Source organism: Marinilabilia salmonicolor (assembly GCF_003003035.1).
GTDB classification, from domain to species: Bacteria; Bacteroidota; Bacteroidia; order Bacteroidales; family Marinilabiliaceae; genus Marinilabilia; species Marinilabilia salmonicolor_A.
This window is the reverse complement of sequence record NZ_PVTS01000002.1, coordinates 76,250-89,773: the sequence shown is the minus strand read 5'-3', so window position 1 is coordinate 89,773 and position 13,524 is coordinate 76,250. Positions and strand designations below refer to the sequence as shown.

The following is a 13,524-nucleotide window of genomic DNA, read 5'->3' as shown; positions in this document are numbered from 1 at the left end:
ATTATCTTTTAATGCTGTCGAGCCGGGTTTTTAAGTTGTTGACTATATCAGGATGTGTTTCTGCAATGTTCTTGATTTCCTTAGGGTCTTTCTTCAGATGATACAGCTGGGACTCCAACGTAAAGCCGGTTTCTATATTCACTCCCCAGGGAACCAGTTTACTTCCGTCCTTGGGAGCGATGTATTTGTAACCTTTTGCATCCAGGATGGAAAGGACTCCCTGAATAGCCTCCTGAACCACCCATTGACGTCCGTTTTTGTCTTTTCCCATGAGGGTGCTCCAATTGTTTTGTGAATCTATGGCCTGATTCCCGTTGAAGTCGGTTTTTGTGAAATGGGCAAAGGAGGCCAGCAGATCAATCTGACTGAATAAGGCGGTGCTTGTTTGGTCTGCTTTAATTTCTTTGGGCCAGGAAACGATGAAGGGGACTTTGGTTCCTGCTTCAAAAGCACTGTATTTGCCACCTCTCAGGTTGCTGAACGGGTCGTGAAGTCCCAGTTGCTCAGCAGCATTGTCTTCATATCCGTCATCAAGCACAGGACCATTGTCGGAAGAGAAAATAATTAGTGTATTCTCTTCAAGTCCTTTCTCCTCAAGTAGGTTCATCAATTGGCCTACCGACCAGTCGAGCTGGGCTATGGCATCCCCTCTGGGACCCTGGTCTGTTGTTCCCTGAAACCGTTCGTGCGGAACTCTGGGTACATGGATGTCGTGTGTGGAGAAAAGGAGGAAGAAGGGTTTCTCTTTTTCCTGCTCCAGAAATTTTTTGGTCTGTTTCAGGAACGTATCTGCAAAGTCCTCATCCCGCCAAAGCGCTGATTCCCCTCCTGACATATAACCTATTCGGCTGATACCATTGATGATGGTGTGATTGTGACCGTGCGACCATTGGTGTGCGAGTTTTTCCGGATTTTCAGTCCCGGTTGGTCGGTCTCCCACTTTTTCGCGAAAGCTTACTTCAATAGGATCTGATGAATCAAGATTTACCACATGGTGGTTTTCCACAAAAACAGTAGGAACGCGATCGCCTGTGGCGGGAATGATAAAGGAGTAATTAAATCCGATTTCAAGTGGTCCGGGACTTATTTTTCCATTCCAGTCGGGGCCGTTTTCTCCTCCCAGGCCCAGATGCCATTTGCCAATCACTCCGGTGTGGTATCCTGCCCGTTGCATTACAGCGGGTAAAGTTTCTTTGCCCGGACGGATGAGGGCGGGTGCATCCCCCGGTGCAACGCCACGACCCGGCTGGCGCCAGGAGTATTCTCCGGTTAGAAGTGAAAACCGTGACGGGGTGCATGTTGCAGAAGTTGCGTAGGCATTGGTGAACTGGATTCCATTTTGGGCCAGTGCATCAATGTGTGGAGTTGGCACTTCTCCTCCATAAATGCCAATATCTCCATATCCGACATCATCGGTGTAGATAAGCAGGACATTGGGCTTGGGAATATTGCTTGATTTTTTTTCCTGAGGAGTCTGAGGGGAACAACTCATTAATATTCCGGCGGCAATGGATGATATATAGAAAGTATTTTTCATGAGAGTTGAATTCACTTGATCGTTTTGTGTTTTTATTGGAGGTAGGATGCAATAATATCTCTCCAAAGCATATAGCCTTCACCCATAAGATGTAGGCCATCATTGGTGTATTTCTTGTCCATTTTGATGCCTGATTGATCGACAAAGTGCGAGAACAGATCGATATAGGTGACGTTCTTTTTTCGGGCCAGCAGCTTCAGTTTTTTGTTGATTTCAGGAACCATTTGATAGCGGGAAGTATGGCCTTTAAATCCGGGAAATTCATCATTCACCGGCAGTACACTTTGCAGGAATAATTGTGTGGCAGGGGATTCCCTTTTAACGGTCTCTGCAATCAATGCAATGTTGTCGACAATGGAGTCAACGGACAATCCCCGGGCCACATCGTTAATGCCGATTAGAAGAAAAATCTTTTCCGGTTGACCTTTGAGAATGGCATCTAAACGATCATAAACTCCCGTGGTAATATCACCGCTGATGCCCCGGTTTTTGACATTGGGATTGTTGAAAAGCTCTGCCCATTCGCCTCCGTCGGTAATGCTGTTTCCCAGGAAAATGATGTCGTTGTTGTCCACCTGGAGTTGCTCAAAAAGAGAAGCTCTCTGGTAGTAATAGGTGGAGTATTTGGCTTCCTGTGTCCTTGCATTTAATGCTGAAACAATAAAAAGGAATAAGAGAAGATATTTTGTGTTCTTCATAGCTTAATGATTATTACAGTATTTGTTGTTTTATGTTATTGCGGTTTTTTCCCATTCTCGAACTGAAAAACATTAAAGGGAGGATTGGTTCCGTCAATTTTCAATACTACTACTCCATGGGGAGGTATTTCATAAGAGAGTGTTGGTTTTGTCATTCCGGATGATGTTGTATGTTCCCAACAGTCTTTTACGACGTAGCCCTCGCCGGGAATGATGGCAACTTTTTCCAATTCGAGGGTCATCGTTTGATTTTTGTCAGATCTATTAAGCAAAGCCACCGCCACCCGGCCGCTCATTGTTGATCCCAATGGGCGGGTCCAGAGTTCCAGGTCGCCATGATCCTCCAGTTTCCGTGCCTGATAGACCAAGGGGTCCTGGTTAATGGAAATTAATTCTTTGTTGGTCAGAATCTCCAGTGTTTCATCCGACATTTTTGTAAGGTCGTTTCCGGCAAGCAGCGGGGAATTGAGCATGCACCACATGGAGAAATGGGTTTTGTCCTCTTCATAGCCCATACCACGCCCCACCTGCAGCATATCCATGTCGTTGACGTGTCCGGGACCCGAATATTTCCAGAGGTCAGCATTCCGGTCAACGATGTGCATTACAGATTCAAAAGTATTGGTGATGTCTCCGGAGATGCGCCATGAATCAGCGGTTGTTAATGCCCATTTCCCAGGAAACTCCCATCGGCAAATATTGTAAACCACATCGGGACGGATGGAGCGAATCATTTTTCCCAACAGGGTGTATCGTGTTTCTTCGTCGAGGTCGAGCCATTGTCCGCCGCACCAGTCGATTTTTATAAAATCGTACCCCCATTCTTTGAGCATCAGGTTTAAGTCGGACCATTCGTGCCCATACAACCCCATGCCTGAGCCAATGGTGTCCTGGTCCCAGTAGGAGGCACAAGTATTGATGCCGGCATCAGAATAGATTCCGGCTTTTAAGCCTTTTTTATGAATGTAATCGGCCAGTGCCTTCATGCCTGAAGGAAACCTTTTTTTGTGTGCCAGTAATCCGCCATTTTCATTGCGTCCGCCAAAAAAGCCATCGTCGATGTTGATGTAAGAGTAACCTGCTTCTTTCATTCCCGAGGCGGCCATGGCATCAGCCTGTGATTGAATAATTTCTTCACTGATATTTACATGGTAGTTGTTCCAGCTCGACCATCCCATGATTGGCGTACGGGGTCGGGGCGTTTCCGGGGTTTGTCCGGAAACACAAATCGAGAAAAGCAGAGTTGCCAGGAGTGATGTGATGATTCGGATCATGTTATTGTAATATTGATGATAGTGAGGAGGTTGTCCGAAAAGTCCAAATTTGATGTCATTCTGAGCTTGTCGAAGAATCTGTTCATTTGATAAACAGATGTTTCGACTACGCTCAACATGACATTATTCTGGTATTTTATATTTTTGGGACAGCCCCCTCACTGAGTTCTAATAAACCAGGTTGAAAAGTTTATTCAGTAACAACCAATTCTCCTTCAAAAATCTTCAAAGCCTTTTGGTCATCGTATTCAAGCATCAGCTCTTTGAGTTGTTTCTTGAGGGAGACAATCTCTTCCTGATATTCAGGTGAGTCGATGAGGTTGTTTAATTCTTTGGGATCATTTTTCAGGTCATAAAGTTCCCATTGATCGATGTCGTAATAGAAATGAATCAATTTGTATCGGTCGGTTCTTATGCCATAATGTCTTTTTACCATGTGCTCGTTGGGGAACTCATAGTAATGATAGTAAAGGGCATCGCGCCAGCTTTTGTCAGGCTCTGAATCCATTAGCGGGAGCAATGATTTTCCGTGCATATCCTCCGGGATTTCAATCCCTGCAATATCCAGAAATGTGGGAGCATAGTCAATGTTTTGAACCATCTCGGGCACTTCTCCGGTTTTTTGATAACCCTTAGGGAAGTGCATCAATAGGGGGGTGCGGAATGATTCTTCGTAGATAAACCGCTTGTCGAACCATCCGTGTTCGCCCATGTAGAATCCCTGATCAGATGTATAAACCACCAAGGTGTTGTCCAGCAAACCTTCCTTGTCGAGATAGTCCAACAATTTTCCGATATTGTTGTCCAGGGAGCGGATGGTTGCCAGGTAGTCTCTCATGTACCGTTGAAACTTCCATTCATTGAGATCCTTTCCGGAAAGATTGGCCTGCTTGAAATCTTCAATAATAGGATCGTAGTGGTCATCCCAGCTTTTTTTCTGAGCATCATTCAGACGTGCATAGGCACCATGTCTGTATGCTTCTGACAACCTTGTCTGAATGTCACCCTCTTTGTCAGCCATTTTAAGGTCATATACCACATCCATATCGTCGGTGCGGATACTCAGGTTTTGTTCTTGTGCGGCCTTTCGACCTTCATAATCATCATAGAAAGTCTCCGGCAGGGGGAATGTAGTGTCGGCAAACTCCTTCAGATGAGCGGTATCCGGCATCCAGACCCTGTGTGCGGCCTTATGGTGTAGCAGCAGACAGAAAGGTTTTTCTTTGTTGCGGTTTTCAATCCAATCAATACCGAAATCGGTTGTCAGATCGGTGACATACCCTTGGTAGCGTTTGTTTTCACCCATTTCAATAAAATCCGGATTGTAATAGGAGCCCTGACCCGGCAGTATGTTCCAGTAATCAAACCCGGTGGGGTCACTTTTCAGGTGCCATTTGCCAATGAGAGCGGTCTGGTAACCGTTTTGACGCAGGATTTTCGGGAATGTTTGCTGGCTTCCGTCAAAAGCCGTGGAGTTGTCAATTTGACCGTTGGCATGGCTGTGTTTCCCTGTGAGCATGACAGCCCGGCTGGGGGCACAGATGGAGTTGGCCACAAAGCTGTTGGAGAAGATGACTCCGTCGTTGGCAATCCTGTCCAGATTGGGTGTGTTGATGTATCGATTATCGTAAGCACTCAGCGTCTGATAGGAGTGGTCATCAGTCATGATGAACAGGATGTTGGGCTTCTCCGGCTTTTTCTCCTGCTGTGGCTGGCATCCGCCTGCTGCGAGAGATGCCAATGCCAATCCTGTTGTGAATATTGATGTTCTCATTAAAAAAACTGTATTTATTATTTTATATTCAATAGTGTACTAAATATTTCCTAAAAGGGATTTCATCCCTTAAACCCTGACCTACTTTAGTTCACGGTATAATTATTTTTGGCGTTCATGATTTCCGCTGCGCTCCAATTCTTGTCTTGATACAAGAAAGTAGGCAAAGAACTTATTTTACATTCATTACACCGATTTCCCCAACTGAGATCCATGCTTCATTATATGCACCTTCATGGCTAACGAGTTTGAAGAACCTTGCTTTACAGGTTTTGTTGAATGTGACCTCCTGCCGTATGGGGTTGTTGGCAATGTTGCTGAACTCGGCATTGTCTTTAATTTTCGTCCATTTCTTACCATTTTTGCTGATGAAAAACGAGTATCGTGCAATGGTTCCGCTTTTGTTTTCTCCGGCTCTCGGGCTGTAGTAGAATCCATTTATTTTTAGCTTTTCTCCCATATCCACTGTAATGTGATGAGGGTGCTTGTCCACATTTTCACCCCACGGGGTATGCCACATGGTGCTTTCGTTTCCATCAATGGCGTTGGTAGCGGGGTAACCCTCGTGTTGAGTGCTGTAATCTGTGACAGCCCATTTGGACTTGTTGATGTAGAATACCCGTGTTACTATGCTGCTCTGCTCCTCAAAATTGTTGATGAAGGCACGCGCTTTGACTGTACCTCCGCTTTCAAGGATGAACGGTCCTGTGTATTCCATGGAGGAAGCGGTTGGTTCGGATCCGTCCAGGGTGTATCGAATTACCGGATGAGCCGTCTCTGTAGTGATAACCACTTCTCCTTTTTTGTTTCTCAGAATCACCGGATCGGATAAAATCTCAGGTGCCTGAAAAATCCCAAAGTTGGATATGATAGCTTTGTCGCGGGATTTGTGAATGGTTAGCCGAACTTTGTTGGTGGTGGTTTCCGGCACCCGCAGCAGTTTTTTGTAACCTATGGTGGTGGAGGTTGCTATGGTTTTCCAACCATTGTTAATCCATGCTTCCACGCTGAACTCTTCCACCCGCTGTCCTTTGGTAATGTCTTCCTGCAGCAAAACAACGTTAAAGGTTTTTGTTCCTTGCAACGAAGCCTCAGCAGAAGCAGGAATACGGGGTGTTTTCCAGGCGGCCCCGTAGAGGTTGTCGGCCGGGATGGTCTGTGTCTGTAATTCAGGCGCAAAAGTGGCGCCCTGCATCAGGTTGTTTTCAAACGTCTTGTCGATGTAGGTTTTTAATTTTTTTAGCACAGCTACATCGTTTTCATGAATCAGACCTCTTTTATCGGGGGGAACGTTCAGCAAAAGAACTGCATTCATCCCTACAGAGTTGTAGTAGATGTCCACCATTTTTGCCAGTGATTTTACGCGACTGTCCTCCTCTTCGTGGTAAAACCATCCGGGACGAATGGAAACATCCACTTCCGCGGGAAACCAAAAGAGATGTTCAGCTTTTTTTATCAGCTCCCGGCTTCCAAGATCTTTCGACTGTGCATTGAGGTCCAACTCTTGGTTGATGGCTTTCATTTCAGCTGTTCCCCCCGGAGCAAGAGCGGTAACACTCCATTCGGTCTCACGTCCGTAACCGGTTTCGGTTCCAACCCAGCGCACATCTTCACCCATGATGGCTACCACAGCTTCGGGCTGAAGCTCTTCAATTTTTTTGTAGTAAGCGGACCAGTCATAAATTTGCTTTTTCCCGTTGGGGCCTTCTCCGTTGGCGCCGTCGAACCATACTTCGTCCACCTTGCCATACCAGGTGAGCAATTCGGTGAGTTGATCCAGGAAAAATTGATTGTATGCAGGGGAATCGCCGTAGCACTCGGCATTTCGGTCCCAGGGAGAAAGGTAAACACCGAATTTCATGCCGAACTCATCGCAGGCATCTTTCAACTCTTTTACGATGTCTCCGTTTCCGTTCTTCCAGGGAGATGAAGCAACCGAGTGGTCTGTGGTTTTGGTGGGCCAAAGACAGAATCCATCGTGGTGTTTGGCGGTGAGAATGACCATTTTCATCCCTCCTTCTTTCAGAGACTTTACCCACTGTCTGGCATCCAGTTCTGAAGGATTAAATATTTCAGGTGATTCGCTTCCGTCGCCCCATTCACGTCCGGTAAATGTATTGATCCCAAAGTGAATAAAGGCTGTCATTTCCAGCTTTTGCCAGTTGAGCTGTTGTTGGGTAGGCACAACTCTGGCAGCTTTGTGAATTTTGCTTTGGAGCGTTTCTCCCTCCTCAAAGTCCACTCTTTTGATGTATTTTTCCTGTGCCGAAGCATTCAGAAATGCAAATCCGGCAATCAGGATGAAAATGAAATACTTTTTGAAAGTCATGTGACATATTTTTGTGTGGTAATGAAAGACACGCCGAGTAAACCTTGACCGGTTTTTTTGAGTGCAGTAATTTTTTTCATGACTAAGGATTTTAATAGGAGTACCGGTATTTCTCCGGTACTCCCTGCCTTTCATCAGTATAAAATTAATTTTTCAAGGTCGGATGGAACTCGCATGCAAGAACTTATACATATTCTTTTGAGGCAATCATTGCCATGCTCGTTTTACTTATTTTGAAAAATCCAGAATGAAAGAAAATGAATAGTTGTCGTCAGAAAGGCGGAATTGCGGATGTGCAATTGCCTTATGTGACCATGAATCATCACCTCCTAGTCCCATCTGGCCGTAGTCGATGTTGATCGTATATACGTCTCTGGGCTCCAGTTCGTTGATGTGGGTGGCTTCTTCCAGGTTTTCCATTGACCATGGCCATACTGAAAAATCGAATTGTTCAATGCCCTTCACCTGAATGGTATTTTTGCCTCCGGAGATGTTTAACCATCTCACATCGTTGCGGTTGCCGTTTTCCTGAGGATAAACATAGTTGTAAGGGATTTCATCCAATGACATGGTGAATTGGCCGAGTCGTGCTCCTTCTTTTCTGTCCCAATAGGATTCATGCGGTCCTTTGCCGTAGAACTCAACATCGTTGAAAGAACCCGGGATATCTCCCTGCATTCCGAAGCGGGGAAGAGGAGGAGTATCTTTTCCTTTTTGGATGTTCATGTCCACCGCGATTTCTCCGTCGCCATTGACTGTGTAGGTCATAACAAGAAGACTCTCATTAACGGGAAGTTTGTACTCGGCCCTGATGGTGTGAAGTCCTTCATTGTTTTTGATGACTTCCCAGTTTTGGAGTTTCATATTGGCTGCGGCCTCTTTCCAAACTTTCATGGATTTAAAGATATGGTTCCCCCCGGCCATATCATTGTCGGTTGGAGCCCTCCAGAAGTTTGGTTTCAGAGGTGCTGACAGCATTTCTTTACCTCTGTAGGTGAATGAAGCAATGCCACCGTTGGTTTTATCAAAAGTTGCGCTAAAACGTCTTCCGGAGAGTGTGTAGGTATTTTCGACCTCTTCACCGGTAAGACTGCCTGTGGCCTGAACATCAGAAATCTCTTTATTGTCGGCCAGCAGGAACTGATCCCAACCCGCTTCAAAGCCTTTGTCAGCATATTTTGTAGCAGATTTCAACGTGTAGTTGAGCTCCAGCAGGTATTCCCTGTTTTTTTCTTTCTTAAATGGTTTAACCGGGATTTGAACAGCTGCATAACCACCCGGGAGAATTACAGGAAATTGAAGTGTCCCTGACTGAACAGTGGCTCCGTCAGCCAAAACTTTCCATTTCAGCTCGTAATCCGACAGGTCGCTGTGCGAGTGTCGGTTAAGTATCTTTACTTCGTAATTTGAGAGGTCTCCGGGAAGTGCTGTAATTTCCTGGAAAATCTTTTTCAACTCATACATCTCCGGTTGAGGTGTCTGGTCGGCAGAAATAACTCCGTTGATACAGAAATTGCCATCGTTTGGGGTATCCCCAAAATCACCGCCATAGGCCCAGTATTCACGACCATTTTCATCTGTTTGCAGAATTCCCTGATCCATCCAGTCCCAGATATAAGCCCCAATCAGATTGTCGTAGGTATAGATGTGATCCCAGTATTCCTTGAGGTTTCCTACTGAATTACCCATGGCATGAGCATACTCGCAGATTACGATGGGGCGGTTGATATAGGGACTTTTGGCCAGTCCTTCAACCTGGTCCGGACTTGGATACATTCGACTTAAAACATCCACGTAGTAAGGATCGGTAGGGTTGGCCATGTATTGAACCCGTTCTTTTGATCCGGGTTTGATATAATCCGGATGTTCATGATTGCCCTGAGCTCCTTCGTAATGAATAAACCGCGTAGGATCGAACTCCTTTGCCCAGCCGGCCGCAGCTGCATGGTTGGGGCCTGAGCCAGACTCATTGCCGAGTGACCAGGATATAATGGACGGGTGGTTTTTGTCGCGCTCCACCATTCTCACCACCCGGTCAAGGAAGGCGTAGGACCAGTCTGTCTGATTGGAGAAATAACCTCCCACTCCGTGAGTTTCAATGTTGGCCTCGTCCATCACATAAATTCCGTACTCATCGCAAAGTTCATAGAAGTAGGGATCGTTGGGGTAATGTGAGGTCCGAACAGAGTTGATGTTGAATTGCTTCATCAGCAATACATCTTTGAGCATCTCTTCGCGCGTAACGGTTTTTCCACCTGTTTCACTGTGATCGTGCCGGTTAACTCCTTTAAGTTTTACCTTTTTCCCGTTGACCAGTAACGTACCGTCCTTGATTTCAATTTCCCGGAAACCTACCTTTGACGGAATGGCTTCCACCACATTTCCTTTGGCATCTTTGAGAGTGAGGATGAGGTTGTAGAGATAAGGATTTTCTGCGGTCCACTTACGAGGTGCAGAAATTTCCCTTTCCATCAGGCCAAAATAGACATTGTCGCGTTGTGGATAATATTCGTTGACAACGCGGTTAATATCGACGGTCAGTGGCGAATCAAGTATGTTCTTCCCGCTGGCATCCGTCAAACTTGCTTCGATGGTCCATCCTTTGATGTCGGTGTCATCAAAACGGGCAATCTCGGGGCGGATCTGCAGCAAAGCATTTTGATATGTTTTGTCAAAACGGGTGCGTATGGCGAAATCGCTGATATTGATTTTATTTCGTGCCATTAGGAATACTTCCCGATGAATTCCGCTCATTCGCCAGTGGTCCTGATCTTCGAGGTAGCTGCCATCACTCCAGCGGTAAACCTTAACAGTAATGCGGTTGCTGCCTTCTTTCAGGAAGGGTGTTATGTTGAATTCTGACGGCAGCCGATTTCCCTGGCTGTATCCTGCTTTTTCTCCGTTTATCCAAAGATGGAATGCGGAGCTAACTCCTCCGAAATGAAGTATGATTTCTTTTTGGTCCCAGTTTTCAGGAAGCTCAAAGTCACGTGCATATATTCCCACCGGATTGTCCCTGAGGATGTGAGGTGGTTTTACGGGGAATGGATAAACCACATTGGTGTAAATGGGTGTGCCATATCCTTTCATTTCCCAGCTGGAAGGTACTTCAATGTTGTCCCACGTGCTGACATCATATCCGCCTTCATAGAAACCTGATGGAATTGTTGCTTCCGTATCGTTGAAGTTGAATTTCCAGTCCCCATTGAGCATAAGCATCTCTGATTGCTCCCGGTTAAAGGTTTTGGCTTTTTCAGCATTGGAATAACTGTAAAAAGTACTCCGGGGTTCCATTTTGTTATCGGAGATCATCCGTGAGTTTTCCATGTAGCTGCCCTGGGCTGCAAGGAAAGCAGCCATTAACAGAAATAGTGTGAAGATGGTTGTTCGTTTCATCAGTAAATAATTTATCTAAGTTATTGGTCTGATGGAACTCGCATGGTTGATTGTTTACATTCTCTTTTGAGGCAACCGTTGCCATGCTCGTTTCATTAGTATAAAATTTGATTGTGAAGGTCTAATGGAACTCGTCCCGACTAATCGGGAGTCGTTTTATAGTTATTTTATTTTTCAATTGTGCATGGATTTGTGGAGGATTCATGAATTGTTTTCTGCCTAGCTTTAAACCTGAAATTGTGTTTTTGTTCGTTAATGATTATTTTTGATCCAGAATATGTATTACATAATGCCAAAAATAAGAATTAATTTTACCAAAAAACAATAACAATGAAAAAATATAAAGTTTTCATTGATTGATATTTGGGCGACAGGTTGAAATGAAGGGTCTTTTTTTTTTTATATCAGATGATTCCGGAATTAGCTTGTCCAACGATCTGATAAAAAATAAACAAACTAATTCCACTTTTTTACAAAAATAACAAAAGAACCTTAGCAAATGTAATCATTGGATGAGTGGTTTTTTTGCAAAATCTTCTAATGTTTTTTAGAAATTGTATGAGAAGGACTAATTGAAATACCGGAATGAGGTTGTATTCCAAACTTTAGCTAAATTGAAATAATTGTATGTAATATTATATTAGAATTAACATTTTGAAATATGAGAACCAAAAAAGTAATATTGTTTTTATTCATTGCTTATTTCATGATCGGTTGCGGGCAGGAGAAGGAAAATGAGTTGTCGTTCCGGCAGTTTATGCAAAGTAAGACTGAAAATTCTTCTCCGGCAGCGGCAAAGATGGTAGGATCTCTCAGGGAGCGAAGCAATGAGGAGGAGGTAACCATCACTTTTCCCAAAGGGAGGTATGATTTTTATGAAAACAGTTCTTTTGTGCGGGAATACTACATTTCCAATCATGATCAGGTGAATCCCAAACGGGTTGTCTTTGCACTGGAGAACTTAAAAAATGTTACCATTGATGGTCAGGGGTCTGAATTTGTTTTTCACGGTCGGATGATCCCATTTGCACTATCGGGATGTGAGAATGTTACCTTGAAGAACTTTTCTGTTGATTTTGAAGTTCCTGCTTTACGACAACTTGAAATTCTGGAGGTTGATAAAGAAAGTGATGTGCTTGAGGCCACGATTTGTCCGGGGGAGAATTACAGGATTGAAGAAGGAAAGCTGGTAGTTCTCGGGGAAGGTTATGAGTATCGGCCTTTTGTTTCGATGGCTTTCAGGGAAGATAAACGACTTTCCTACAGGCGCGGTGATGTGAGCTTTAATCCGGAGTCGGTAACAGAAATTGCTCCGGATACCTTCAGGATTGAGGGGTGGAATCAGGTAAATGTTACTTCTCCGGGAGAAAGATATGCCTTGCGCACCTATTATCGCCCAACCCCCGGAATTTTCATCAATGAAAGTAAAAACAGTGTGCTGGAGAATGTGACTGTTCATTATGCCGAGGGTATGGGCTTGCTGGCGCAAATGAGCGAAAACATCACACTTGAAGGGTTTAATGTTTGTCTGAAGGGGGAGGAGGACCCACGCTATTTCACAACACAGGCAGATGCCACGCATTTTTCGGCATGTAAAGGGACCATTATTTCTAAAAACGGTCTTTACGAAGGAATGGCGGATGATGCCATCAATGTGCATGGAACTTACCTGAAAGTTTTTGAGCGACCCGCTGACAATATTCTGCATGCCCGCTATATGCACCCTCAGGCCTGGGGGTTTAAATGGGGAGAGCCCGGAGATAGTGTACAGTTTGTGGAATCAGAAAAAATGGAGCTTGTGGGTAATCATGTGAATACCATAAAGGAGATTCGGGCCCTTGACCGCCCAACTTATTTTGGGGCCAAAGAGTTTGAGATTGTTTTTAATGATTCTTTGCCAAAAGAGATTTCCGGAGAGGGAGCATATGGCATTGAGAATCTGACCTGGACTCCGGAAGTGTTATTCTCTGGCAATACCATCCGAAACAATCGGGCAAGGGGAACTTTATTCAGCACGCCCAAAAAGGTGATTTGTGAAAACAACTTGTTTGATCACACCCATGGGACCGCAATCTTGCTTTGCGGCGATTGCAATGGATGGTACGAGACCGGATCCTGCAGAGAAGTGATTATACGGAATAACAAATTTGTGAATGCACTGTCAGCCAACTATCAATTTACCAATGCGGTCATCTCCATCTATCCTGAAATTCCAAACTTAGAGGAGCAGGAGAAATTTTTTCATTCGGGCATTGTCATCGAAAACAATACTTTCGAGATGTTTGACCGGCCATTGCTGTATGCTAAGTCAACCGACGGACTACAATTCCGAAACAATACCATTACCTACAACAATGCTTTTGATCCCTTTCACTGGAATGAGCACATCTTCTTTTTTGAGAAAGTGGATAATGTGCTGATTGAAGGCAATGAGTTTGAAGAGGGATTGAGCAGAGAAGATGATGTGAGGGTGGAATTGTCGGAAGATGGAGCCGTGAAATTAGAGGATTGAATGA

Annotated in this window: 7 protein-coding genes; 1 reads left to right on the top strand and 6 read right to left on the bottom strand. The window is 44.7% G+C overall.

The window, feature by feature from the left end:
- Position 1: 1 nt before the first annotated feature.
- The 6 genes from BY457_RS02010 to BY457_RS01985 all read right to left on the bottom strand — a co-directional run bounded on the left by BY457_RS02010 (position 2) and on the right by BY457_RS01985 (position 11,008).
- The gene (locus BY457_RS02010) at positions 2-1,537 is read right to left on the bottom strand and encodes a sulfatase-like hydrolase/transferase (RefSeq protein WP_106151668.1); all 1,536 of its coding nucleotides are present in this window, start codon (positions 1,535-1,537) and stop codon (positions 2-4) included.
- Positions 1,538-1,569: 32 nt separating this feature from the next.
- Entirely contained in the window at positions 1,570-2,235 is a 666-nt protein-coding gene (locus BY457_RS02005; protein ID WP_106151667.1) for a GDSL-type esterase/lipase family protein, read from the bottom strand.
- Positions 2,236-2,270: 35 nt separating this feature from the next.
- Positions 2,271-3,509, bottom strand: coding sequence for a glycoside hydrolase family 27 protein (locus BY457_RS02000; RefSeq protein ID WP_106151666.1), 1,239 nt, complete (start codon positions 3,507-3,509; stop codon positions 2,271-2,273).
- A 190-nt stretch (positions 3,510-3,699) separates the two neighbouring features.
- Positions 3,700-5,283 carry a sulfatase family protein gene (locus BY457_RS01995; protein ID WP_106151665.1) on the bottom strand — a complete coding sequence of 528 codons (1,584 nt, stop codon included), beginning with the start codon at positions 5,281-5,283 and terminating at the stop codon, positions 3,700-3,702.
- 172 nt (positions 5,284-5,455) lie between these two features.
- Entirely contained in the window at positions 5,456-7,612 is a 2,157-nt protein-coding gene (locus BY457_RS01990; protein ID WP_106151664.1) for an alpha-L-fucosidase, read from the bottom strand.
- Between the two features lie 228 nt (positions 7,613-7,840).
- Positions 7,841-11,008, bottom strand: coding sequence for a glycoside hydrolase family 2 TIM barrel-domain containing protein (locus tag BY457_RS01985; RefSeq protein WP_106151663.1), 3,168 nt, complete (start codon positions 11,006-11,008; stop codon positions 7,841-7,843).
- Between the two features lie 661 nt (positions 11,009-11,669).
- On the opposite strand from BY457_RS01985, the gene BY457_RS01975 reads away from it, so the two are divergent.
- Positions 11,670-13,520 carry a right-handed parallel beta-helix repeat-containing protein gene (locus BY457_RS01975; protein WP_106151662.1) on the top strand — a complete coding sequence of 617 codons (1,851 nt, stop codon included), beginning with the start codon at positions 11,670-11,672 and terminating at the stop codon, positions 13,518-13,520.
- The last annotated feature ends 4 nt before the right edge of the window (positions 13,521-13,524 follow it).